Origin of the sequence: Burkholderia sp. SIMBA_062 (assembly GCF_046534765.1) — a bacterium.
Lineage (GTDB): Bacteria > Pseudomonadota > Gammaproteobacteria > Burkholderiales > Burkholderiaceae > Burkholderia > Burkholderia ambifaria.
Genome location: NZ_JAWRYD010000018.1, coordinates 117,656 through 142,398, shown reverse-complemented (window position 1 = coordinate 142,398; position 24,743 = coordinate 117,656). Strand labels below are relative to the sequence as shown.

The 24,743-nt window shown below is 67.0% G+C and carries 23 protein-coding genes; 6 read left to right on the top strand and 17 right to left on the bottom strand.

Annotation, left to right across the window (positions count from 1 at the left end; all coding sequences use genetic code 11):
* Window positions 1-410 precede the first annotated feature (410 nt).
* The 14 genes from SB786_RS20935 to SB786_RS20870 form a co-directional block, all read right to left on the bottom strand.
* Window positions 411-1,382 carry a type II secretion system F family protein gene (locus tag SB786_RS20935; protein WP_410729142.1) on the bottom strand — a complete coding sequence of 324 codons (972 nt, stop codon included), beginning with the start codon at window positions 1,380-1,382 and terminating at the stop codon, window positions 411-413.
* A gap of 38 nt (window positions 1,383-1,420) precedes the next feature.
* A complete protein-coding gene (locus tag SB786_RS20930) occupies window positions 1,421-2,398 on the bottom strand; it encodes a type II secretion system F family protein (RefSeq protein WP_410729141.1) in 978 nt (325 codons plus the stop codon).
* A 33-nt stretch (window positions 2,399-2,431) separates the two neighbouring features.
* Window positions 2,432-3,799: a CpaF family protein gene (locus SB786_RS20925; RefSeq protein WP_410729140.1), complete on the bottom strand. Its 1,368-nt coding sequence runs from the start codon at window positions 3,797-3,799 to the stop codon at window positions 2,432-2,434.
* A 19-nt stretch (window positions 3,800-3,818) separates the two neighbouring features.
* Window positions 3,819-5,027 carry a CpaE family protein gene (locus SB786_RS20920; RefSeq protein WP_410729139.1) on the bottom strand — a complete coding sequence of 403 codons (1,209 nt, stop codon included), beginning with the start codon at window positions 5,025-5,027 and terminating at the stop codon, window positions 3,819-3,821.
* Between the two features lie 21 nt (window positions 5,028-5,048).
* Window positions 5,049-5,492 (bottom strand): TadE/TadG family type IV pilus assembly protein, encoded by a 444-nt coding sequence (locus SB786_RS20915; RefSeq protein WP_410729138.1) that lies wholly within the window; start codon window positions 5,490-5,492, stop codon window positions 5,049-5,051.
* A complete protein-coding gene (locus SB786_RS20910; protein WP_410729137.1) occupies window positions 5,489-6,022 on the bottom strand; it encodes a TadE/TadG family type IV pilus assembly protein in 534 nt (177 codons plus the stop codon). The genes SB786_RS20915 and SB786_RS20910 overlap by 4 nt, the downstream gene beginning before the upstream one ends.
* A 13-nt stretch (window positions 6,023-6,035) precedes the next feature.
* Window positions 6,036-7,307, bottom strand: a complete 1,272-nt coding sequence (locus tag SB786_RS20905) for a pilus assembly protein TadG-related protein (RefSeq protein ID WP_410729136.1) — start codon at window positions 7,305-7,307, stop codon at window positions 6,036-6,038.
* A 25-nt stretch (window positions 7,308-7,332) separates the two neighbouring features.
* The gene (locus SB786_RS20900) at window positions 7,333-7,629 is read right to left on the bottom strand and encodes a hypothetical protein (RefSeq protein ID WP_012372338.1); all 297 of its coding nucleotides are present in this window, start codon (window positions 7,627-7,629) and stop codon (window positions 7,333-7,335) included.
* A gap of 20 nt (window positions 7,630-7,649) precedes the next feature.
* Entirely contained in the window at window positions 7,650-9,641 is a 1,992-nt protein-coding gene (locus SB786_RS20895) for a type II and III secretion system protein family protein (protein ID WP_410729135.1), read from the bottom strand.
* 112 nt (window positions 9,642-9,753) lie between these two features.
* Window positions 9,754-10,599 carry a Flp pilus assembly protein CpaB gene (gene cpaB / locus SB786_RS20890; protein ID WP_175756902.1) on the bottom strand — a complete coding sequence of 282 codons (846 nt, stop codon included), beginning with the start codon at window positions 10,597-10,599 and terminating at the stop codon, window positions 9,754-9,756.
* Window positions 10,600-10,634: 35 nt separating this feature from the next.
* Window positions 10,635-12,035 (bottom strand): ATP-binding protein, encoded by a 1,401-nt coding sequence (locus tag SB786_RS20885; protein ID WP_410729134.1) that lies wholly within the window; start codon window positions 12,033-12,035, stop codon window positions 10,635-10,637.
* Window positions 12,036-12,069: 34 nt separating this feature from the next.
* Complete coding sequence (locus SB786_RS20880) at window positions 12,070-12,609, bottom strand: prepilin peptidase (protein ID WP_410729165.1); 540 nt, start codon at window positions 12,607-12,609, stop codon at window positions 12,070-12,072.
* A 34-nt stretch (window positions 12,610-12,643) separates the two neighbouring features.
* Window positions 12,644-12,850, bottom strand: a complete 207-nt coding sequence (locus SB786_RS20875; protein WP_410729164.1) for a Flp family type IVb pilin — start codon at window positions 12,848-12,850, stop codon at window positions 12,644-12,646.
* Window positions 12,851-13,019: 169 nt separating this feature from the next.
* Window positions 13,020-13,202 (bottom strand): Flp family type IVb pilin, encoded by a 183-nt coding sequence (locus tag SB786_RS20870; RefSeq protein WP_410729133.1) that lies wholly within the window; start codon window positions 13,200-13,202, stop codon window positions 13,020-13,022.
* A 1,035-nt stretch (window positions 13,203-14,237) separates the two neighbouring features.
* On the opposite strand from SB786_RS20870, the gene SB786_RS20865 reads away from it, so the two are divergent.
* Genes SB786_RS20865 through SB786_RS20850 form a run of 4 tightly spaced genes read left to right on the top strand, consistent with a single transcriptional unit; the run spans window position 14,238 to window position 18,318 of the window.
* Window positions 14,238-15,476 carry a glycosyltransferase family 87 protein gene (locus SB786_RS20865; protein WP_410729163.1) on the top strand — a complete coding sequence of 413 codons (1,239 nt, stop codon included), beginning with the start codon at window positions 14,238-14,240 and terminating at the stop codon, window positions 15,474-15,476.
* A complete protein-coding gene (locus SB786_RS20860) occupies window positions 15,473-16,852 on the top strand; it encodes a glycosyltransferase family 87 protein (RefSeq protein WP_410729132.1) in 1,380 nt (459 codons plus the stop codon). The genes SB786_RS20865 and SB786_RS20860 overlap by 4 nt, the downstream gene beginning before the upstream one ends.
* A gap of 23 nt (window positions 16,853-16,875) precedes the next feature.
* On the top strand, window positions 16,876-17,919 hold the full coding sequence (locus SB786_RS20855; RefSeq protein WP_410729130.1) for a glycosyltransferase family 2 protein: 1,044 nt from the start codon (window positions 16,876-16,878) through the stop codon (window positions 17,917-17,919).
* Window positions 17,920-17,934: 15 nt separating this feature from the next.
* Window positions 17,935-18,318: a GtrA family protein gene (locus tag SB786_RS20850; protein ID WP_410729129.1), complete on the top strand. Its 384-nt coding sequence runs from the start codon at window positions 17,935-17,937 to the stop codon at window positions 18,316-18,318.
* A gap of 133 nt (window positions 18,319-18,451) precedes the next feature.
* Here the strand turns inward: SB786_RS20850 and SB786_RS20845 are convergent, their stop codons facing one another.
* The 3 genes from SB786_RS20845 to SB786_RS20835 all read right to left on the bottom strand — a co-directional run bounded on the left by SB786_RS20845 (window position 18,452) and on the right by SB786_RS20835 (window position 22,151).
* The gene (locus SB786_RS20845; RefSeq protein WP_410729128.1) at window positions 18,452-19,891 is read right to left on the bottom strand and encodes an MFS transporter; all 1,440 of its coding nucleotides are present in this window, start codon (window positions 19,889-19,891) and stop codon (window positions 18,452-18,454) included.
* Between the two features lie 159 nt (window positions 19,892-20,050).
* Window positions 20,051-21,202, bottom strand: coding sequence for a CaiB/BaiF CoA transferase family protein (locus SB786_RS20840; RefSeq protein WP_410729127.1), 1,152 nt, complete (start codon window positions 21,200-21,202; stop codon window positions 20,051-20,053).
* Between the two features lie 7 nt (window positions 21,203-21,209).
* Window positions 21,210-22,151: a hydroxymethylglutaryl-CoA lyase gene (locus SB786_RS20835; RefSeq protein ID WP_410729126.1), complete on the bottom strand. Its 942-nt coding sequence runs from the start codon at window positions 22,149-22,151 to the stop codon at window positions 21,210-21,212.
* Between the two features lie 281 nt (window positions 22,152-22,432).
* Between SB786_RS20835 and SB786_RS20830 the strand changes: the two genes are divergently transcribed.
* Window positions 22,433-23,341, top strand: a complete 909-nt coding sequence (locus SB786_RS20830; RefSeq protein ID WP_410729125.1) for a LysR family transcriptional regulator — start codon at window positions 22,433-22,435, stop codon at window positions 23,339-23,341.
* A 312-nt stretch (window positions 23,342-23,653) separates the two neighbouring features.
* Entirely contained in the window at window positions 23,654-24,730 is a 1,077-nt protein-coding gene (locus SB786_RS20825) for an alpha/beta fold hydrolase (protein ID WP_410729124.1), read from the top strand.
* Window positions 24,731-24,743: the final 13 nt, after the last annotated feature.

Sequence of the window (24,743 nt, the reverse complement as noted above, 5' to 3'; positions counted from 1 at the left end):
TTGATCGTGGACGACTGGCCTGTTTTCCGTATCGTCGGGCTGACGCTCGATATTCAGTTGTGGTGTTCGATATATCCGGGACGCAGGTCAATCGCCCGTGCGCACCGTCATTCGAGCCTGATTTTGAATAATCGTAGGAATTCGAAACGTGAATTTCAAGGGGATTTTCGCGCAGCACGCGCGGCTGCGTTCGCGATTAGCCGTAGGGGGCCACCCGCGCGGGCAGTGGACTACGGCTGTATCCAGGGTCGACCATGGGTCCGGGTTGCGTTGACGCCGCTATGATCGACCTGTCTCGCGGCGCCGCCCGGGGGGAGGAGGAGCCTCCCATGAAGACCTTACCGTGCCGGCCGACCGGTGCTGCCGGGCCGGCACGCCAATCCGTTTCGCGCGGCCACCCGCGCCGGTGCTCACTGTCCGACGCTGGCGAACGTCGGCAGCAGCACGCGATACACGTGAATCATCGCCGGCCCGAGCAACACGGACATGAGTGCCGGGAAGATGCAGAAGATCAGCGGGAACAGCAGCTTCAGCGCGATCTTCGCGGCCCGCTCCTCGGCACGCATCCGCCGCCGCGTGCGCAGCATGTCGGACAGCACGCGCAGCGATTCGGCGATGCTCGTGCCGAAGCGGTCGGCCTGGATCAGCATCGCGCAGAACGATTCGATATCCTCGACGCCGGTGCGCAGCGCGAAATTGCGCAGCGCGGTTTCCTTCGTGAACCCGGAACGCATCTCGAGCAGCAGCAAGTCCAGCTCGCCCGCGACCACTTCGCTGCGAAAGCGCAGTTCCTCGCTCACCCGCATCAGCGCCGCATCGAGCCCGAGCCCGGCTTCGACGCAGACGGTCAGCAAGTCGAGCGCATCCGGGAAATCCTCGAAGATCACCCGCTGACGCGTCGCGATCCGCCGCGAGAGGATCACGTTCGGCACGTAGTAGCCGAGCCCGGCGAGCGTGACGAGGATGAACGACAGCAGCATGCGCTGATCCGCGAGCCGCGTCGTGGCGAGCGCCAGTAGCGCCGCGCCCGGCAGCACCAGCGCGAGCACCGTCTTTGCCGCGAAGTAAAGCGCGCCCGCGTTCGGATTGCGCCAGCCGGCATTCATCAGCCGGATCCGCAACGGCGAATTCTCCCAGCCCTCCTGCGGCACCGACAGCCGGGAAATCGGTCGCGACAGCTCGACGAGTTTCGCGATCCAGCGCGACGTTTGCCCGTCGCCATCCGCACCGCCGCCGATGCCCACAGTTGCCCCGCTCGCCTGCTGAATCCGGCGCTCGATGTTGCGCGGCGCAAACAGCAGCATCGCGACCAGCACGCCGCCGGCGACGAAGAGGAACAAGCCGGCCAGCATCACGGTATGTATTACGCTCAGGTTTTGCATGACAGCCTCGAATCGGTTCGTGAAGCCTGAGACACGCGTCAGACGCGAATCCGGATGATGCGGCGAATCCACAGCACGCCGAATGCCATCGACCCCAGCATCGTGCCGACCATCTTGATGCCGGCCGGATCCTGCCAGAGCACCGACAGAAACTCCCGGTTCAACACTGCCATCATGGCCGCGGTCCCGAACGGCAGCAGCCCGAGGATCCAGGCCGACAGCCGCCCTTCCGCCGACAGCACGCGGACCTTGTCGAACAGCTTGAAGCGCTCGCGCACCAGCGATGCGATGCTGTCGAGCAACTCGGCCAGGTTGCCGCCGGTCTCGCGCTGGATCAGCACCGCGATCACGAAGTAGCGCAGGTCGTGGGCCGGCACGCGCGTCGCGAGGTTCACCAGCGCATCGTGCAGCGACACGCCGTAGTTGATCTCGTCGAACGTGATCCGGAATTCACCGCCCATCGGATCGGGAAACTCCTCGCCGACCATGCCGAGCGCGCTCGAGAACGAGTGGCCGGAGCGCAACGCGCGCGCGATCATGTCGCAGATATCCGGCAGCTGGCGCTCGAGCTTGAGCATCCGGCGGTTGCGATGCCGCATCACGTACATGGCCGGCAGGCATGCGGTCAGCAGCGCGATCGGCAGCACGGCGATCAGCGGCAACGGGGTGAAGGTCAGGACGAGCGCCGCCGTGACCGGCAATACGGCGCTGGTCACGACCAGCTTCGCGACCGTCCAGTCGAGCCCCGACTGCTGCAGCAACAGGTCCAGCGCCTGTACGCGCGGCATCCGCATCAGCAGCCGGTCGAACGGCTTCGACTCGTCGAGCATCCGCTTCTTGAGAATCGACAGTCGCGCCTGCTGCACGGTGCCGCCGGCCGACATCGCGCGCAGGCGCGACTCGATCCGGCGTGCCGCGGCACCGTGACGTGCGTTCCACCATTGATAGACGCCTTCGATCGCGAGCACGACCGCGACGAAGGTGAGAATCACAAAACCGTAATAGATCGAGTCCATGAGGTCTCTCCGGAATCAGACGATGGCGCGTCGTCACTTCGTCTCGTAATGCTGCGCCGGGTCGTACAGCGAATCCGGCAGGTCGATGCCGAACGCCTGCAGCCGCTCGGCGAACTTCGGCCGCACGCCGGTCGCGCAGAAGTGTCCGCGCACCGTACCGTCGCGATCCATGCCGGTGCGCTTGAACGTGAAGATCTCCTGCATGTTGATGATGTCGCCTTCCATCCCGGTCAACTCCTGGATGCTGACGATCTTGCGCTTGCCGTCGGTGAGCCGCGTCGCCTGGACCACCACCGAGATCGCCGACGCGATCTGCTGGCGCATCGTCTTCGGCGGCAACGTCAGGCCGCCGACGCTGATCATGTTCTCGAGCCGCGTGAGCGCATCGCGCGGCGTGTTCGCGTGGATCGTCGCGAGCGAGCCTTCGTGGCCGGTGTTCATCGCATTGAGCATGTCGAGCGCTTCCGCGCCGCGCACCTCGCCGAGAATGATCCGGTCCGGGCGCATCCGCAGCGCGTTGCGCACGAGCGTGCGTTGCGTGATCTCGCCCTTGCCCTCGATGTTCGGCGGCCGCGTTTCGAGCCGCAGCACGTGCGGTTGCTGCAGTTGCAGCTCGGCCGCATCCTCGATCGTCACGATCCGCTCCGAGCGCGGAATGAAGCCCGACAGGATGTTGAGCAGCGTCGTCTTGCCGCTGCCGGTGCCGCCCGACACGAGCACGTTCACTTTCGCCCGGGCCAGCGCGTCGAGCAGTTCCGCCATCGGCGGCGTGAGGCTCTGGTAACTCACGAGGTCGTCCATCTTCAGCGGGTTGACCGAGAAGCGCCGGATCGACATCAGCGGCCCATCGATCGCCGACGGCGGAATGATCGCGTTCACGCGCGAGCCGTCCGGCAGACGCGCATCGACCATCGGGGTCGATTCGTCGATGCGCCGCCCGACCCGCGACACGATCTTCTCGATCACCTTCATCAGGTGCGCGTCGTCGTAGAACGTCACGTCGGTCAGCTCGAGCTGGCCGCTGCGCTCGACGTAGACCTGGCGGTACGTGTTCACGAGGATGTCGGAGATGCCGGGGTCGCGCAGCAGCGACTCGAGCGGGCCGAAACCGAACATTTCGTCGTACACGTCGATCGCGAGCTGGCGCCGCTCGATGTCGTTCGCGAGCAGCCGCTCCTCGTCCAGAATGCGTGAGATCAGCGACGAGATTTCCTGCCGGACCTGTTCCTGCGGCAGACGTGACAGGCGCTCGAGCTCGACGCGTTCGAGCACCGTCAGGTGAATTTCACGGCGCAGCTTCTGGTACGCGTCGCGTACCGACGAATGCGCCGCACCCGCCGGTTCGGCGCCCGCCGCCTGCGGCTGCGTCCGGTGCAAGGACATCTGTTCGCGCAATGACATGATGGTTTCCCCGAAAGATTCACATGGACTTGAGCTTCGGCGTGGCCTTGCGGCCGAACAGCCGGGACATCAACGGTTCGCTGCTGGACGTGCCGTGCCGGGTGCGCACGTCCCCTTCGACGATCTGCTTCGCGCAGCCCTGCAATGCCCGCGTCACCGCGGCGCCGCGTGCGACGCGCGAGGCCGGATGCCCCAGGTCGAGCGCTTCGCGCACGGTGTCGACGTCGTCGGGTATCGTGCAGCTGGCGTGCAGGCCGAGCACTTCCTCGAGCGCGGTGCGGGAGCGTTCGCTCGCGCGCGTCATCCGGTTCACCACCAGCCGCAACTGGTCGACCGGGTAGCCGAGCGATACGAGAATCTCCAGCAGCCGGCGGCCGGCGCGCACGTGCGGCATCGCGGGCTGCAGCACGAGCTGGATCTGGTCGCTGCGATCCAGCGCGATCATCGACAGCGGATTGATACTCACGCCGATGTCGAAGATCACGAAGTCGTAGCGCGGCGCCGCGACGCCGAGGATCCATTCGAGCGCATCCTCGCGCATCTCCGCGGCCTTGACCGGGTCGCCCGCGCCCGCCAGCACGTGGAAGGTCGGCGTCACGTGCGCGACGCTCGCGTCGAGAAACGCGCCGTCGAGCCGCTCGATCTGCGCGCAGAGCTGCGGCAGCGTCGACGGCGGCGTCTCGTCGCTGACGAGGAACGCGGCATCCGCGAACTGCTGGTTCAGATCGACCAGCAGCACGCGGCGCTTGTGGGTTTCGGCGATCTCGTACGCGACATTGCTCGCGGCGAAGCTCGTGCCCGCGCCGCCCTTGCACGACATGAACGACACGAAGCGCGTATCGTCTCCATCGCGCCGCGTGCTTTGCGCGGCGGCGCGTTCGAGCGCGCGGGCGAGCGCCGCCGGATCGATCGGCCACTGCAGCACGTCGCGCGCGCCGGCGCGCATCGCGTCCAGCAGCACATGCGGCGCCGGATCCGCGGTCACCAGAATGCCGATCAGGCACGGGTGCAGCCGGCAGATCCGCTCGAGCGCCGACAGCTCGGCCGCATCGGTCATCGCGCCGTCGATCAGCAGGATATCGAATGAATCGAGTCCATCGGTGCGATGCTCGATCTGGGATGGCCGACCGTGCGCACGTGTCACGCGATAGTGTCCGCTGTCGGTGACCAGACGCGCGATCTGCATGAGCCGGGCGGTATCGTCGGCGGCTACGAGGATATTGATCATGACTGTGCCTCGTCGGTTCGATTATTGACAGGCGCTGCCGCCCGTCGAGGAGTTCAGGCTTTCCCGCGACAGCGTCGTGGTGAACGACGGCATCGTGATCGCAACGTTCACGATCGGGATCATCGTGTTGACTGTGACGTTGCTGATGCTGAGGGTCACGAACGAGCAGGAACTCACGTCGCAGCCTGACGGCGAGTAGGTCACCGACACGTTCGAATTGGCCAGGATCGGCATTAGCGACCGCACGCGCTTCACGACGCCGGCGGCGTTCACGTCGCAGACGATCGCCGTGCGTGCGCCGAGCCGGATGGCCTCGCTCGCCGTGTTCCAGTAAAACATCACGCGCCCGAATTCGAAGATGCCGATCAGCAGCATGATCAGGATCGACGCGATCAGCGCGAATTCGACGATCGTGGAGCCGCGTTGGGCGCGACGGCGGGACAGCGGAGCGGGGCGCGCGTTCATGACACTTGCCTCATCACGGTGACGACGTTGCCGAAGGTGATCGACGACAGCCCCGGGTAGGCCGGAATCGGCTGGTACTGATAGCCCTTCACCTTCACTTCGACGAGGTTGATGCTGCCGGTCGCCGTGCCGCTTGCCGCGTTGTTGGTCGAGTCGTAGGTCGGCAGGTTCGCGAACTGCGACGGGTCGGACGCGTCGCCGCAATCGGTCGAATGCGTGGCGTCGCAGACGATCACCATCGATGTCGTGAGCCCCGGCACCAGCTCGGTGCCGGCGGAGCCGCACGTAGTGCTGCCGTACACGACGAGGCACTGCGCCGCCGCGAGCGGATACGCGCTGTCGTTCGGCAGAAACACCGACAGGTAGCGCGCCGCGTTGCGCGTCGCCTTGGTGAGCGTCTCGTACTGGTAGATCGCGCGGCCGAACTCGGCCACACCGGTCGCGAGCACGATCATCGGCATCAGCACGAGCGCAAATTCGACCGCGGCGACACCGCGCATGCGTGACCGGCGAATCGGGACCCTTTTCATGATCGTGTCTCCTCTATCGAACGAGCATCGGTACCTTGATACCGACCGAGCTGCCGCTGCCGGGCAGGGCGTGCGTCGCGCACGGCGTGGTGCCGGAGGCCGCGGAGCCGAGGTATTCGAGGTGCGCCACGACCCCGCCGGCTCCCGGGCTGAACGGCAGCGGATCGAGCATCAGCACGCAGTCCCACTGCGTGACGTGCACCTTGCCGCTGCTGCCCGACAGCGTCGAGCAGTCGCCCTCGGGGGCCAGCGCGACCCGGCGGTCGCCGCCATACGTGTGGTAGTTGCTGGACGTGACGGTCCCGTTGGTCGAGATGCCACTGCCGGTGGGCGGCGTACCGTCGCCCTGGTAGGCCTTGAAGCTCGCGCGATCGAGCACGAACTGCGTGTACGCATCGCCGACGATGCCCGCGGTTCCCGGCGGCCCGTAATTCGGGCCGACGTACGCATAGCCGGTGAAGTCCGGCTGGCCGCTGGAGCCGTTGGCGCCGTTCGTATAGATGCCGAAGCGGGTGTTCCAGGCGCGCAGCGATGCGGCCTTCAGGCCCGTCGAACCGAGGTCCGGCGGCGACGTGATGTTGCAGGTGTTGCCGGACAGTTCGCTGGCGATGGTCGGCTCGTTCGTCGAGCCGTCAAGCGCCGCCCAGCCGAAGTTGCCGGGCCCGTACGTCGTCGACGAGCCGGACGGCGACGAAATCCAGTCGCCCACCTTGTACGGCGCGGCGGACGCCGCCTTGCACACGAACACCGGAATCGCACAGGTGGTCTGCCCGGCCCCGACCGTCGCGATCGCGCTGGCCGCGACCTGCGCCGCGTTCGCGACCTGCACGCCGGGAATCGTGTTGAGCACCTCGATGAACCAGTGCGCGATGTTGGTCAACTGCGCGGTGCACTTCACGTACTTGACGTTCGCCGGCGTGGCGACCGCCGACTTGGTCAGGAACGGATTGCTCAGCGAATCGCTGAACGTGACGTTCGAATCCGTCTGCATCTGTACCGCGTTCTGCTGAAAGAACGCGTAATTCGCGTGGCCGGCGGCGATGCCGTTGGCTTCCGCGACCTGCAGGCTGATGGCCGACGTAAGGTCGCGCGCAGCGGACAGCGCGCAGGCATCGGCGCTGTTCTGCAGTTCGCTGCGCGTGACGTACAGCTTGCCGAGGTCCAGCGCGAGACCGACGAACCCGATCATCATCGCCAGTGCGAGACCGACGATGATCGCGACGGCGCCTTGCTGACGATGCAGACCGCGACGCGTGAGCTTCGGATGACGAGCTGCGCTGGACATGGCGTTCTCCCTGAGCGTGCCTGTGTTATTGCGCCGACTTGCCGATGCCGATCACGAATGCATTGGCTTTCGGCTCGGGCTGCTTGAACGACTTGTCGTAGTTGTCGAGCGCGGACGCGGCGGCGCGGCCATCGACCCCGGGGTGCGTTGCCGCGTGTTCCCCGGCATGCGGATCGATGATCTGGGCCTGCGTGACGGCGCGGACCGAGTCGCCGAAGCGGCTGTCCCACACCGGGCTCGACGACATGCAGCCGGCGAGTGCGAACGCGAGCGGGACGGCAAGCGCCGCGCGGCGCACGAATACGAGGTAGGCGGATTTCATGAGCTTCCCCTTGGATGGCTTCAACGATCGGTGGACTGGGGTGCGGCGCTCGCCCGCGCGATCTGCGCATGGGCGGCCGGCACGCTGGGCGCCGGACGCGGCGCAGGTTTCGCCGGCGTGGCGGAGCCGGCCGCCGCGAGGCGCGCGGCCGCGGCTTCGATGCGCGCGATCCGCGCCGCACGGGCCGCATCGGCCTGCGGTTGCGCGGGCGATGGCGGCTGCGGCTGCGGCTGCGCGACAGGCGTCGGCTCGGCGTTCACCGCCCCCGCCGCCTCGGCCGCCGCAGCCGCGGCCTTCTCCGGCTGTGCCGGCACCGGCGCCGGTGCATCGGCAGGCTGCGGCGCACGCGGTGCGGGCAGCGCGGCAGCCGGAGCAGCCGGAGCAGCCGGCGCGGCCGATTGCGGCGCGGGAGCCGGTGCCGAAGCCGGCGTCTGCGGTGCATTCGTCGCGCCGTTCGACGGTTGCATGGTCGCCTTGCGGACACCCTTGCGGCCTTCCATGTTGCCGGTCGCGTACACGTCGACTTCGCTCGGCTTCGAGAAGCTGTCGGTCGGCAACGGCACGTCGGCGGTCTGCAGCGGCCTCACCAGGTGCGGCGTGATCAGGAAGATCAGCTCGGTGCGGTCCTGCTGGAACGACGTGCTGCGGAACAGCGCGCCGAGCACGGGCACCTCGCCGACGCCAGGGATCGCCTTCAGCGAGCCGGTCGCGTTGTCCTTGATCAGCCCGCCGATCGCGAACGATTCGCCGTCGCTCATCTGGACCGTCGTCGACGCACGCCGGGTCGTGATCAGCGGCAGGATCGACGTGCCGCCGATGTTCGTCGCGCTCAGCGTGACGCCCGTCTGCGACAGCTCCGACACTTCCGGCGCGACCTTCAGGCTGATGCGGCCGTTCGCGAGCACCGTCGGCGTGAACTTCAGCGCGACGCCGAACTCCTCTTCCTGCAGCGTGATCGACGAGACGCCGTTGCTACCGCTCTGCGGGATCGGGATGAAGATCTTGCCGCCGGCAAGGAACGTCGCCTCCTGGCCGCTGATCGTCACGAGGTTGGGCTCCGCGAGGATCTTGACGAGGTTGTCGGTGTTTTGCGCATCGGCCGCGACGCTGAACGGCTTGTTGTTCGCCTTGTTGAAGATCCCGGCGCTGGCAACGCCCGCGAGCAGGTTGCTGACGAGCGCACCGCTCCACGAACCGAAGCCGCCCTGGATGTTGAATGCGCTGCCCATCTGGTTGATCAGCGTCTTCGACACTTCGGCGACCTTCACCTCGAGCATCACCTGCTGCGGCGACGTGACGGCCAGCATGTTCAGCACGCCGGCGCCCTTGCCGGCCCCGCCGCCGTCACCGGCGCTGTCGCTGTACGCATGGGCGATCTGCACGGCCTGCTGCGCGGCCTGCGAGTTCGACACGGTGCCTGCCAGCACGATCGTGCCGGCGGCGGTCGACACGTGGATGTCGCGCTCGCCCGGCATCAGCTGCTGCAGCGACGACTGCAGGCCGCCGGCGTCCGCGCCGACCGCCACGTCGATCACGCGGCATGCGCCGCTCCTGCCCTGCACGATCATGTTGGTCGTGCCGACCGACAGCCCGAGGATGTACAGCGTCTGCGGCGACACCATCGTCGCCTGCGCGACGGCCGGGTTGCCGATCGTGCGGTTGCGGACCGGCTCCGGCATCGGCACGAGCAGCGACTTGCCGAGCGGCACGCTGACGCTGGTCGCGTCACGCACCGCGCCCACGCAGTTCGGTCCGCGCAGCGGCCCGGCCGATGCGGCCGCCGCGGCGGCCGGCGCCGGCGCCATGCTGATCGTCATCTGCATCGGCCCCTTCGCGGCGGCAACCGGTGCGCTGGCCCCGCCCTTCATCAGCGCGGCCGATTCGGCGCCTTCCTGGGCCAGTGCGCTGTACACGGTCAGCGTTCCTGCACAGAGGATCGCGGCCATCATCGCGCCCCGCGCGATGCGCGTACGCACCGGGCCGGTACCTGAATATTGCGGATTGATCTTCATTTCGTCTGATCCCCCGAGTGACCGGCGAGACGCCGGTTTTCGCCTTGCAAGGCCGCCGTGCCTTGACGGCGGCCGATCTGGTTAATCTGGTTATCTGGATGTGTTTGCGTGTTCAGAAACATTCGATGCTGCCGTGCACGCCCGTCAGCACACCGACGCAATCGCGGCGCGCTTCCGGTGCGGCGTGCGAGGCGACATGCACGCGCACGGTCCGTACGTGCGCGGGTGCCGGTGCGGGCGTCGCGTCGGGTACCGGAGCCTTGCCGAGCAACGTCAGCTTGGTTGCGCCGTCGGTGGTCAGCGTCTTCTGGTCGACCTGGTTGCGCAGCACGAGCGACAGCGTGCCGACGCTGCGCGCGAGATCGAGGCGTTCGGCCTGATCGGGCGTGACTTCGAGCGTCACCGCGTTGACGACCTTCGGTGCGGTGTCGTCGCGGCTGACCTGCTGCGCGACGGCGAGCACGAGGATGTGCTCGAGCACGATCTTCGAGATGCTCTGCCCGTCGGTCTTGCCCTGCTGTTCCTGCGTGTTGACGATCACGTCGACGTAGTTGCCCGGCAGCGCGAAGCCCGCCACGCCGACCACGTCGTTCACGCGCACGGTGATCGCTCGGCTGCCGTCGGCAATTACCGCGGACAGCCCGCCCTTGGTGCCCACCGGCGCGAGCTTCGACTCGATCACCGGCTCGCCGCGGGCGAGGCTCGTGCGCACGACGCGCCCTTCGAGCTCCTTCGTGTCGGCGAACGCGCCGGTCGGCACGCTGCCCGACGGCCAGCTCACCATGTGGATCTGGTTCGGCCCGAGCGGCTCGCCCAGGTTCAGGTCGGTGGTCGCCACCGCGACCGACGTGACCGAGCTGCTGGAGGTATTCATCAGCCAGCGGGACGCGAACACGACCGCGGCTAGCCCCGCGACCATCGCGATGATCAGCATCATGAGCGCTCGACTGTTTTTCATGGCAATGCTCCTCAACGAATCGTGAAAGAAACGGCTCAACCGGTGATGTACGTGCGCCCGCCACGGTCGACAGGCGGCGGATGCCCGCCGTCGCGCTCGGGCGCCGTGCCGAAATAGCTGGCCCATGCGTCGTACAGCGCGTCGTGCGTCACTTCGGGCGGATCGCCGCGATACCGCGCGCCGGCGGCGACGAGGCGCAGCAGATCCATCGGGAAGCATGCGAGATAGGCCTTGCCGCTCGGCAGGTGCAGCCGGTACAGCAGATAGTCGAATGCGTCCTGTGCCGGCACCAGCCCGAGCGACACGCATGCGGCATCGAACACCGTGCGGTAGTGGTCGATCGACATCGCACCGACGTGAAGCTTGGAGCCGAGCCGGCGCAGGAACGCGTCGTCGGCGAACTGCTCCGGCGCCAGGTTGCTCGAGAACACCGGCCACACATCGAACGGCAGCACCAGACGATTGCCGGACTCGAGCGTCAGGAAATCGACGCCGCGGTCGAGCGGGCGCAGCCAGCGGTTGAGCAGGTCGCGCGGCTCGACGCGCTGGCGGCCGAGATCGTCGACGATGTACATGCCCATGTTCGCCTTCATGTGCGGCGGCGCCTGGTAGAAGCCTGCCCCTTCGTCGCGGCGCAGGTCGAGCTCGTCGAGCGTCAGCTCGCCGCCGGACATCACGACCGGCCGCTCGCACAGGCGCCAGCGGCGATCGGCCGATTGGCCGTCGGCTTGCGATGGCGCGTCGACGTGCACGATCGGGTCGTAGATCTGGATCACTTCGTCGGCGGCGTAAATGGCGTGCGGCACCGGCACGTGGCCGCCCATCAGCGCGCCGAGCCGCTCCGCGAGGTAGGTCTTGCCGCTGCCGGCGGGGCCGTGGATCAGCAGCGGACGGCCGGCGTTGAGCGCGGCGGCGGCCGAATCGAGCACCGCCGTGTCCATGACGACGCCTTCGAATACGGCCCACACGTCGTTCTGGGACACCCGCAGCTTGCGCACCGAATGGGCGGACACGCAGTCGAGATACGCGTCGAGCGTCACCGGCGCGGGGCCGCTGTAACTGCTGCGCGCACGCTCTTCGAGCGCGAGCACGCGGCCCGCGTCGGTCAGGCGGAACGTCACGTCGAGGTCCGTCTTGCCGCGATGGGTCAGTTCGACCAGATGCTCGCGCACCAGGAACGCGAAGACGTCGTCGAGCACCGCGAGCGGCAGGCAGTGGCGCTCGATCAGGACGCCGTACGACGGGCGACCGAGCACCAGCGTCGACTTCAGCACGAGCCCTGCGACGAACGCCTGGCTCAAGCCGGTTTCCTCGAGCGAGCGCGGCGCCGGCGGCAGCAGCGCGCCCGGTTTCGCATGCACCTCCCGCGACGGCGGCGGATACGGCAGGTGTGCAACCTGCGCGTCGCGTTTCGGTTCGGTGGGGATCGTGTTCATGTGCGTTTCATCCTCGTTGCGGGTTCGTCACGCTCTATACAGACGAAACGAACAGCATGCCCAGCGTGCCGGCGGCAATCGCCACGCCATACGGCAACGCGCCAACCGACGCGACTTCCACGGGGCCGTCGGTTGCCCCTGCATACGCGCCGGTCGAGCGGTGCGCGATCAGCGCCCAGACGTTTGCGCACATCTGGCGCATGCGTCCGCGCAGCAGCGCAAAGCCGATCGCGCCGATCCCGCCGACCAGAAAGGTGGCCAGCACGATGTAGAACGTCATCTGTGCGCCGACCCATGCGCCGATCGCGAGCATCAGCTTCACGTCGCCTGCAGCCATTCCGCGCAGCAGATAGAACGGCAGCAGCAGGCCGAAGCCGGTCGCCGCGCCCGCCAGCCACGCAAGCGCACCTGCCGGGATGCCGTGCAGCGCGCACTGTGCGACCAGCGCACCGGCCAGACCGAGCGCGACGAGCCGGTTCGGGATGCGTCGGCTCGTGATGTCGGTGCTGGCCGCGACGATCGCGAGCAGCGTCACGCACAACGGAACCGGGTAAGGCAGCGCGGCAGGCAGCAACATGGCGGACCTCGATTGGACGTAATGGCCGGAATCACTGACCCAGTGCGGTTTCGATCGCCGCGGTCACGACCGACGCGATCATGTTGTACATATCTTCAAGCGAGCCTTTCAGCGTGACCACGCTTCCCAGCACGATGGTGGCGAACACCGCCGCAAGCAGCGCATATTCGATCGACGTCACCCCCTGCTCGTCGTCGATCCATCGCGATATCGCACCTGCATGCACCCTGACCCGCATGGCGTCCTCCGAATCGGTTTGACCAAAAGAGCGGGGTCGGCTCGAGCACTGCACCGGCCGAGCCATCCGCCGTTCGTTGCATCCGACATCTGTTGGTGTTGCGTCCGGCCCTGCACGCGTGACGGGATGGCGACGAACGGGCCGGACCCGCCGTTCGCCGCCCCGCCATTCAGATGGCCGCGTTGAGATCGTCTGCGATCGTGTTGAACACGGTCTTGAGATCCGTTCCGACCGCCGTCAGTGCTGCAATGAGTCCGACTGCGATCAGTGCGGCAATCAGGCCGTATTCGATGGCCGTCACACCTTGTTCGTCTTGGACGAAACCGCGGACCTTCTGGATGAACTTGAACATGGCTATTCTCCTTTCGCATTACTATGAAAATCCCGTTGTCGGGGATCGACGCAGGGAACGGGTACCACCGGCACAACAAAGCGATTCGGATGCTGCGCTCAGCGACAGGCGCGGCAGTTGTCGAGACTGTCCGGGCGAGCGTATGTCGGTGAGCTGGAGCGGGCGATGCGCATGCGCGATTCGATCGGCGAGACGCGACGATCGAGCGGAACGGAACGACTGCCGTCCGGCGCATGGATTCGAATTGAACGGGCGACGCAAGCGCGTCGATGCTGCGGCAGATCTTCTGCGCGGCATGCAAGCCGCGGCGTGCTTCGGTCTTTCATTTTTATTCCCCAATGCTGTCATGTGATTCTTGTTGCGCGGACAATGCCGTCGCCTATTCGCTCGATCGACGTTTCCAGCGGTTTCAAGGCCTGGGCGGCGTATTCCCCGACGCGCCCTCGATCCGTTGCTTTCCGCAGGTGATTCAGTCCGGTCGGGTGAGTCCGTTGCTTGAACCGGTCATTCGTCACATCGTCGACTGTCGTGCGGACCTTGACGCAAAGAGCAGGCCAGCCGGAAAGAAAGCCAGGCGCAGCAAGGGTTCGGGCCGTTAGCCCATCGGCCGGGCTTGGGCTCGATGCGGGAAATGTTTCAGATTTGATATGCGCGTGCCGGCCGCCGTGGCGTGCCGGCGTGAGCGCCGCCGCGCTGTGCAAGGCACCAAAAAATTTTCTCGGGATTTTCCCGAATCCGCGACGCGGGTCCCCCGACGCCGGTTCCGAGACGTGCCGGACCGGCGAAAAACCCGGAATGTTTCAAGCGAGAAACATCATTTGCGCCGGCGCGGGGTTTTCAGACGTAAAAACCCGGTTTTCAGCCGTGTCGCCGCCAAATCGATATTTCACGATTCAGCCCGCCGTTTGCGTCACGCGATTTTTTCTCCAACAATGCATTCACCGGACAGCGCCATTGAACGCGATTCTCTCCGGATACACGACAACACAAAAAGGCTGCGGCACACCAGGCGGCCTTCACTGCAGACGGGGCATCATGTACACAGCCAATCGTGGAGTGCGCTATCGCGCCAAACGCTGTGCTCAATGGCTGACAGCGGACCGGATCATTCCGTACAGCTGCATCATGCTGATGCTTTGTGTTGGATTCCTGATCACCTGGGGCGCCGTCACGAATACCTTCACGTCGCAGACCACCGCCCGGCCGGGCGTCGACTTCTCCGTCTTCTGGACCGCCTCGCAACTCGTGCTGCAAGGCCATGCCGCCGCGATCTACGATCCGGTCTTCTTCTCCCATGCCGAGGTAGCGCAGTTCGGGGCCTATCTGGGTCACCAATCGCTGCCCTGGCTCTATCCGCCGACGATGCTGCTGTTCGTCGCGCCGATTGCCCTCGTGCCTTTCCTGCCCGCGTATTTCCTCTTTTTTGCGGGCAGTCTTTTATGCTATGCGTACGCTGTCCTGCGACTGTCGGGCCTGCGTGCGTCCCTGCCCGTTCCGCACGCCGCCGCGCTCGTCGTGCTCGCCTATTCCGGCGTGTTCGCGTCGATCCTGTACGGACAGAACAGCATCCTGACCGCCGGCATCGCCGCGTTCGCGCTGCATTTCCTCGGCCGGCGCCCGATCGTCGCCGGCGTGCTGATCGGGCTGCTTGCCATCAAGCCGCAGATGGCGATGGTGTTTCCGTTCGTGCTGATCGCGGCGCGTGCATGGCGCACCTTCGCGGCGGCGGCGCTCACGACCACGCTGTTCGTGGTGGCCGGCATTGCGCTGACCGGCACCAGCTCGCTGACCGGCCTGGCTCAGGCGATGTCGATCGTGCGCGGCATGCATTTCACCCTGCCTGCCTACTGGTTCGTTTCACCGACGACGTTCGCGGCGCTGCGGCTCGCCGGTGCATCGATTCCGATCGCGCTCGCCGCGCAAGCCGCCGTCGGACTGCTCGCCATCGCAGCCGCCGTCCATGTGTGGCGCCGCACGGCCGACATGCGGCTGTGCGGTGCGGCGCTGGCGGTCGCCACGCTGTTGACGACACCCTATCTGTGGCATTACGAACTGGCGTGGCTCGGCATCGCGGTGTTCTGCGTGATTGCTCACGGCCTGGAAGACGGCTGGCTGCCGGGAGATCAGATCGTGATCGTGCTCGCGTGGCTGCTGCCGATATTCGAGGTGTTCAACCGGATCACGAAGCTGCCGCAGATCGGCCCGATCGTGCTGCTCGCCGTCCTGTTCGTCGTCGTGCGTCGCGCAAGCCTTGCACCGCGGAGCGCACAATGAAATCGCCGCTCTCCCTCCTGCACGTCGGTTCTTCGTTCGACGCCCATCCCGAGCTGCCGATCGCCGGGCCGCGCCGTTTCCCGCATTGGCTCAATCGTGATCGGGTGCGCCTCTATGCGGCAGCGGTACTGCTCACCGAGTTACTGTTCATCTGCCTCTACGTCGCACGCGTGCATGGGTCGCATACGTCCGTACCCGAACCGCTCGCGCAGGATCTCGCGCCGATCTGGAGCGCCGCGCGGCTCGCCGTGCTCGGACACGCGATCGACGCATGGCATTTCCCGTCGCTCTTCGCGATCGAGAAACTCGCGATCCCGACGATCAGCGCGGCGAATGGCTCGCTGCCGTGGCTCTATCCGCCGACCATGCTGCTGCTCGTGCTGCCGCTCGGCTGGATGCCGTACCTGCTCGCGCTGGTGTTGTGGCTCGGCGTGACCTGCGTGCTGTTCGCGGTGACGATCCGCGCCACCGTGCAGCGCGAGGCGGCGCTGCTCTGCGCGCTCGCGTTCCCCGGCGCGTTCCTCACGGTGATCGTCGGGCAGACGAGCCTCTTCACCGCGACGCTCGCCGGCGTCGGGCTGCTCACGCTGAACCGCCGCCCCGTGATCGCCGGCATCTGCTTCGGGTTGCTGACGATGAAGCCGCAGATGGCAATCCTGTTCCCGCTCGCGCTGCTGTGCGCCGGCCAATGGCGCGCATTGGCCGCGTGGGCCGCGACCATCGCCGGCGGCGTCGCACTGTCGACGCTCGCGTTCGGGACCGGTTCGTGGGTCGCGTTCGTGCACGGGATCAACGATGCGTACCAGATCGTCGGCGCGGGCCACGCCAGGCTCGCGCGCATGCCGACCGTGTTCGCGCTCGCCACGATGGCCGGCTGGCCCGCCACCGTCGCGCGCGCGCTGCAGCTGCTGTCGGCCGCGACCGCCGCGATCGCCGTCGTGTACGCGTGGCGCGGCGCGTGTTCGTACGCACTGCGCGCGGCGACCCTCGCCTGCGCATGCCTGATCGTCAGCCCTTATCTGTACGACTACGATCTGACCTGGTACGGGCTCGTGATCGCCTGGTACGCACGCTATGCGTGGACGCACGGCTGGCGGCGCTTCGATCGCGAATGGCTGCTGCTGCTGTGGGTGATGCCGCTCGCCGGCCTCGTGCTGGTACCGCACCTGTCGTTCCAGTTCATGCCGCTCGTCACGCTGGCGTCGCTGGCGCTGCTCGTCAGCCGGATCGCACGGGAAAGGCACGACGTGCCGTCGATGCCCGACGCACGCGACAACTCGACCGAGACCGGCTTCACGCATCCGTTGCGCTCACATCACCGCCCGGCGCACGGATTGCGCCGCACCGGCCGCCCGACCGTCGGCATCGGCCGCTGACACGCGATTACAGGGGAACCATCATGCGCGAATCACTCTACACGCCGCTCGTCTCACTGGTCGTGCCGTTCTACAACGAAGGCGAAGCCGTCGAACGCTTCTTCGACGTCGTGATTCCGTTGATGGCCGGCCTCGACGCGATCCGCTTCGAGATCGTCTGCGTCAACGACGGCAGCCGCGACGACACGCTCGACCGCCTGATCCGGATCAGCATGAGCGACCGCCGCGTGCGCGTCATCGATCTCACGCGCAACTTCGGCAAGGAAGCGGCGCTGACGGCCGGCCTCGACGAAGCCGCCGGCGACGCCGTGATCCCGCTCGACGCCGACCTGCAGGATCCGCCGAGCCTGATTCCGGTGATGCTCGAGCACTGGCGCGACGGGGTGGAAGTCGTCGCCGCGAAGCGCAGCAACCGCGCATGCGATTCGTTCGCGAAGCGCACCGCCGCCTCGATCTACTACCGCGTCCACAACCTGCTGTCGGACGTGAAGCTGCCGGAGAACGTCGGCGACTTCCGGCTGATGGATCGCAAGGTCGTGAACGCGCTGCGCAGCCTGCCGGAGCGGCATCGCTTCATGAAGGGGCTGTTCGCGTGGGTCGGCTACCGGACCGTGATCATCGAGTACCAGCGCGAAGCGCGCAGCGCCGGGCACTCTAAGTTCTCCGGATGGAAGCTGTGGAACTTCGCGCTCGAGGGGATCACCAGCTTCAGCACCGTGCCGCTGCGCAGCTGGACCTATATCGGCCTGAGCATCGCCGCGCTCGCATTCCTGTACGGCGCGTTCATCGTGGGCCGTACGCTGCTGTTCGGCAACCCGGTGCTCGGCTATGCGTCGCTGCTGTCGGTCACGCTGTTCATCGGCGGGATCGAGCTCGTCGGCATCGGCGTGGTCGGCGAGTACATCGGACGCATCTACGACGAGTCGAAGCAACGCCCCATCTATCTGATTCGCCGCCGCTACGACGCGCACGCCAAGGTGATCGAGCTGCCGGTCGCGCGCGATGCGCGGCGCACGGCCGCACGCCGCCGCGTCCAGCCGGCCCGCGTGCGGGTCGGCGCACGCTGACAGGCGAAGAGCGCGATGTTCGAACTGCTTTGCGCCGAGCGCGTGCGGCTTGCGCGCTTCGGCGTGTCCGGACTCGGCTCGACCGCGCTGCACGTGCTGGTCGCATCCGCGATGTATGCGCTGTTCGATGCGACGCAGGTGTTCGCGAACGCCGTCGCATTCGTGTGCGCGACCGCGTTCTCGTATCTCGCGAACACGCTGTGGAGCTTCTCGTCGACGGTGCATTCGCGCAATCTGGTGCGCTATCTGACGGTCGCGCTGGCCGGCTTCGCCGAAACGATGCTGCTCGCACGCGCCGCCGAACTGCTCGACGTGCCGCGCGGCTGGGCCATCGTCGCGATCGCGCTGCTGATCCCGCCGACGATGTTCGTGATGCATCGGGTGTGGACGTATCGGTAAAGTTTCACGGTGGCGCGCGCGGGCTTCCCGGCCTGGCGCGACGTTCAGCGTATTGAGCGAGACGTGGCCGGATCGGCGCCAGCGACGAGCACGGAGCGCTCGCCCGCGTGTCGTCGCCCGCTGCAACGGTCCGTCAACGGTTCAGCTCCTCGAGGCGCAGCCCGTTGGTCTTCGGCCCGAAGAACCCGATCGATACCGCGACCGCCAGCATGCACGCCGTGATGCCGGCAAATACCCCGGGCAATCCGAAATCCCGGAGCAGGAACGCGATCGAAAAACCCGACATCATCGCGCCGACCCGGCTGGCCGAGTACACGATCCCATTGGCGCGGCACCGCACGGCCGTCGGGAACAACTCTGCCTGGTAAGCGTGGTAGCAGACCGAGATGATCTGGCCGGCGAAGCTGATCAACACGCCGAGCACGATGAGCGGCACCACGGCCCTGACCTGCGCGAACGCCGTCCCGCATACGATCACGACCAGCGCGCCGCCGACGATCAGGTATTTGCGCTGGATCCGGTCGGCGACGGCCATCGCCAGCAGCGGCCCGACCGGCAATGCGAACGCGATGATGAACGAATAGAGCAGGCTTTTCGTGACCGTGATGCCCTGGCTGATCAACAGCGTCGGCACCCAGTTCGCAAAACCGTAATAGCCGATCGCCTGGCAGAAGTTGAAGACGATCAGCATCACGAGGCGCGAACGATACGGCGGCTGCCACAATTGCGCGAGCGATGCACGGCGATGCCGCGGCTGTTCGACGAACGGCGACGGCGCCGGCAGCGGCTGCCCCGACTGACGTTCGACGATCGCCTCGATGTGCCGCACGATCGCGTCGCTCCTGTCGACCTGTCCGTGCATCGCGAGCCACCGCGGACTCTCCGGCACACCGCGCCGGATGAACCACACCAGCAACGCGCCGAGCGCGCCTGCGAGCACCACGATGCGCCATCCGTCGATACCGAACACCGTGGTCGGCACGAGCCAGTACGACAGGATCGCGGCGACCGGCGCCGCCGCGAACATCACGCTCTGGTTGAACGCCATCGCGCGGCCACGCATCTGCTGCGGGACGAGTTCCGTCACGTAGCTGTCGATCGTGATGATCTCGACCCCGACGCCGATCCCGGTGATGAAGCGCCAGAGGATCATGCCCTCTGCCGTCGTCTGGAATGCCATGATCACCGAGCCGATCGAATACCAGAGCAGCGACACCGTGAACACCGCGCGCCGGCCGTAGCGATCGGGCATCCAGCCCAGCCCGAACGTACCGACGAACAGGCCGGCAAACGTCGCGGCGATGAAGCCGGCGATCCCGGTGAAGCCGAAAAATGCGTGCGTGGTGGTTTGCAGCACGCCGCTCTTCGCCATGCCCGGCGCGATATAGCCGGTGAAGATCAGGTCGTAGACTTCGAAAAAGCCGCCGAGTGAAATCAGCAGCACCAGCATCCACAAATGGCGGGTGATCGGCAGGCGATCCATGCGCGCGGCGATCGCGGCGCCCGGCATGACGTCGACATCGATGAAGGGCGAATCATGCGGACGGGAATCCGCGGTGACGGTGGGCTGCATGTCTGTCTCCTGATACGGCGAATGTCGACGGCCTTGTTGTTCGATCGTGGTCCGTCTGCCGGTGTTGCGCGCCGCGCACGTCATGCGCGGCGCGTGGTTCTCAACGGTTTTGTGCTGCTGCACCTCGACGGACCGGATCGCTGCCGAGGCGGTAGCAGGTCATGCGGCCGCGCGGCCGGTCAGCCGCGAAAGAATCTCGTGCGTGTGTTCGCCGACCCGGGCCAGCGCCTGCCGGACGCCCGGCCGGCGGCCGCCCATCGTCAGCGGCAGCAGCACGACGTCGGTCGTCGTGCCGTCGTCGGCTTCCATCGGCACGAGGCCCCCGCTGGCCTTCAGATGCGGATCGTCGAGCAATTGCTCCGGTCGCACGATCGGCGCATATGGAATGCCTGCGGCTTCGAGCTTCGGCGTCAGTTCGTCGACCCGGTGCCGCTTCAGGATGTCGCCAAGAACGTCGAGCAACGCCGGCCTGGCCGCCACCCGCAACGCGTTGCTGGCAAAGCGCGGTTCGGCGGGCAGATCCGGCCGGCCGAGCACGTCGCACAGCGTGACGAACTGCTTGTCGCTGACGGCGCCGATGAACAGTTGCTCGTCGTCGGCAAGCGTGAACACGTCGTACACGCTCCATGCGGACACGCGTGCCGGCATCGGCGGCGGCGCTTCATGCGTCATCGCATATTGCTGCATGTGCTGCGCGCAGAGGAACACGCAGTTCTCGAAGAGCGCGCTTTGCACTTCCTGGCCGCGCCCGGTGACATCCCGTTCGCGCAGCGCGGCGAGCACGCCGATCGCCCCGAACATGCCGCCCATGATGTCGTTGACCGACGTTCCCGCGCGCAACGGCCGGCCCACCGGCCCCGTCATGTACGACAGCCCGCCCATCATCTGCACGACTTCGTCGAGCGCGAGCCGCTTCTCGTACGGCCCGGGCAGGAAGCCCTTGTGCGACACATAGACGAGCCGCGGGAACGCCTTCGACAGCGTGTCGTAGTCCAGACCAAGTTTCGTCATCAGGCCCGGACGAAAATTCTCGAGCATCACGTCGCAGGTGCCGATCAGTTCGACCGCGGCGTCCTTGCCTTCCGGCGTGTTGATGTCGAGGACGACGCTCTTCTTGTTGCGGTTGAAGGTGCGGAAGAAGCCGATGCCGAGGCCCGGCAGCTTGCGGGTCTTGTCGCCGCCGGGCGGCTCGATCTTGATGACCTCCGCGCCGAGATCCGCGAGGATCATCCCGCACGTCGGCCCCATGACCATGTGCGTGAACTCGATCACGCGCACGCCGTCGAGCGGAAGTCTTGCGTTGGTTTCCATGAGGTCCTCAGGCAGTGAGCGCGATCGACGCGCGATGGGTTTTCGGCAGGCCGGCCCGCCACAGCGCGCCGTGCAGCGATTCGCCGCCGAGCCAGCGCGCGACCTTGGCGCGCAACGCCAGCAGCGCCGGCAGGTCGATGCCGGTGTCGATGCCCATGTCGGCGAGCATGAACGCCAGGTCTTCGCTCGACGCATTGCCGCTTGCGCCCGGCGCGTGCGGGCATCCGCCGATGCCGGCGAGCGTCGCGTCGAAACGCGCGACGCCGGTTTCGAGCGCGGCATAGACGTTGGCGAGCGCAAGGCCGCGCGTATCGTGAAAGTGACCGCAAAAGAAGCGATCGCCGGCGACGCGACGCGCCCGCTCGAACAGCGCGCGCACGGCGGCCGGCCCCGCGTAGCCGACCGTATCGGCGATGCTGACGCGATCCGCACCCGCATCGAGCAACGCCTGCATGCAGCGCAGGACTTCGTCCGGTTCGACGCGCCCCTGGATCGTGCAGCCGAATGCCGTGCCGATGCCGCCTTCGATCAGCGTCGCGGACCCGGCGGCATCGCGCTCGGCGCGGATGCGCGCGACCTCGGCGACGACTTCATCGGGCGTCTTGCGCAGGTTCGCGAGGCTGTGTTCGCGGCTCGCGGACAACGGCACGAGCAGCAAGTCGGCGCCGGTTTCGAGCGCGCGCTGCGCGCCTTTCAGGTTCGGCACCAGCACCGATACGGCGAGGCCCGGCAGCGTTTTCGCGTACGCAACGAGTTCGGCGGTATCGGCCAGTTGCGGCAGAAGGCGCGCCGGCACGAACGAGCCGACTTCGATCTCGCGCTGGCCGGCCGCGTAGGCGCCGGCGATCCATTCGAGCTTGCGCGCAGTCGGCAGAACGGCCTGGATGCTTTGCAGGCCGTCGCGCAATCCGACCTCGCGAATCACGACGGGGGTGGGAAAAGAAGGCATGGCGTGGGCTGTCTCCGCAATCGGTGGCCGGTCGTCACACGCCGGCGATAGCCCCACTTTAGAGCTTCCCGAAAAAACGTAAAGCACCGGTTTGGAACCGCAACCGTTCCGAAATGGAATCCCTCCACGTGGCGCCGTGAAGGCATTTCGAAAGCAATCCGAACGGAGCGACGCGGCGCCGTCGCCGTGGTAATTTCTGGCATTCCCGGAAAACCCGGAAACGGCGGAATCGAGCCGAACGCTTCCGGCCCGGAACGTTCCGACACGCGGAGACTGCACCGATGCGCGACATCGACCTCAAGACACTGCGGCTGTTCGTGGCGGTGTGCGATCACGGCAATATCGCGCGTGCCGCGCAGGAAGCGCACATCGAGCCTTCGGCGATCAGCAAGCGCATTGCGCAGCTCGAAAGCGATCTCGGCGTGCCTGCGCTCACGCGGTCACGACGCGGCGTCGCGCCCACGCCGGCCGGCATCGCGCTGCTCGAGCATGCGCGCAGCATGCTGTTCACGATGGAGCGGATCGCGGCCGACGTCACCGCGATCGGCGACGGGCTGCAGGGGCGCGTGAGCATCTGCGCGTCGGCATCGGCAATCGCGGAAGTCTTGCTGGACGACATCGCGTCGTTCATGCGCGATCCCGCCAACCGGAACATCAAGGTCGACGTGGAAGAGCGGCTGTCGCGCGATCTGGTCCGGCAGGTGCGCGAAGGGGCTTCCGCGCTCGGCGTGTGCTGGGACAACGTCGACCTGCAGGGGCTGCAGGCGCGGTCCTATCGCCACGACCAGCTGGCGCTCGCCGTGCATCCCGACCATCCGCTCGCCGGCCGTCAGTCGATCGGCTTCGACGACACGCTCGAGTTCGAGCACGTCGGCCTGCCGCCGGCCACCGCCGTTCATACGATGCTCAAGCGGGCCGCCGCGGACCGCGGGCGGACCGTGTCGTATCGCGTGATCGTGTCGAGTTTCGACGCGGCGTTTCGCGTGGTGGCCGCCGGCCTGGGCATCAGCGTCATTCCCGTCGAAGTCGCGGCGGCTTACCGGCAGTCGCTCGGCGTGCACATCATTCCGCTCACCGACGCATGGGCGAAGCGTCGCTTCATCGTGTGTTTCCAGCGCTTCGATACGCTGCAGCCCGCCGCCCAGCGGATGGTCGACCATCTCGCGAACCGCGCCGTCGATGGCCGGTAACGCGTCGCGCCGCGTCGGCAATCGCCCCACGATAGGGTCGAAGCATTCATCGATCCGTCATGAAACCATCGCACCCGATACGAGCGACGCCTGCTAGCATGCCGGGAGGCCCGTCCGAATCGCGACCCGGCTGTAAAGATGTCGCGTGGCATGGCATTTGCGCCGCCTGCCGCCCTCGTGTCGGCCGCGCGAGACCGCTTCGACGCGGCCGCTTCCCGCACGCACGAATCGTGCTCTGCCCGCATTCGACTTCCACCCGACGGCCGGCTGCGCCGCATGCTGTTGCGCAAGCCGCCGGCACGAGATTCGTCCATGCCCAGGAAAAAAACCAGCCTCTGGCTACGGGCTTTCGACCTGTTTTCCGCCGCGCCGAGCCCGCGACCGAAACGGAAGACAGCCAAACCGGCGGCGTCGGTCAAGCGCCCCGCCACGGTACGGACCCCGCGCCGCACCCGCGCGCCGGCGCCGGCCGCCCACCCGTCGCCGCGCCACGCACCGGGCACGTGGCTGCGTTCGTTTCATTCCGCGCGCCCGACCGCCGGCCGCCTCGTCAACCATCTCGCCTACGCGCTGTACCTGCCCGCCGCACCGGTGACGACCGCCGGCATGCCGATCGTCGTCATGCTGCACGGCTGCAAGCAGACGGCCGAGTCGTTCGCCGCGGGCACGCGCATGTGCCGCGTCGCGGAGCGTGCCGGGTTTGCCGTGCTGTTCCCCGAACAGGCGAATACCGCCCACGCGCATCGCTGCTGGAACTGGCATGGCGATGCGTCGGAGTCGGAGCTCCCGGCGGTCGTATCGCTGATCGACGCGATCGTGCGGGAGCGCGGATTCGATCGCGACCGGATCTATCTGGCCGGCATGTCGGCCGGCGCCGGGCTGGCCGCGCAGCTGGCGATCGCGTATCCCGATCGGTTCGCGGCCGTCGGCCTGCATTCCGGTCCGGCCATCGCGCCGCCGTTGTCGACGATGGCCGCGATGAGCCTGATGCGCCGCGGCCTGCGCGACGACCCGATACGCGTGGTCGACGCATGCGTCGACGTGCGCGCTTATCCGGGCATGCCCGCGCTCGTCATGCATGGCGGCCTCGATACGGTCGTCGCCGAGCAAAACGCGCTGCAGCTCGGCGTCGCGTTCGCGCGGATCAACCGGCTCGTCGACGAACAGGGTGAGCTGCGCGTCGGCGAGCGGCAGACCTACGCGCATGACGATGCGGATTACACGGACTATCTGCGCGGCGGGCGGCTGATCGTCCGGGTCTGCATCGTTCGCCGGCTGGCGCACGCGTGGAGCGGCGGCGATCCGCGCGAAGCGTTCCACTCCGCGACAGGGCCGGACGCCACCGCGATGTTCTGGAATTTCTTTCGAAGGCGGCGGCGCAAGCGATAGCGGCGACGCTGGC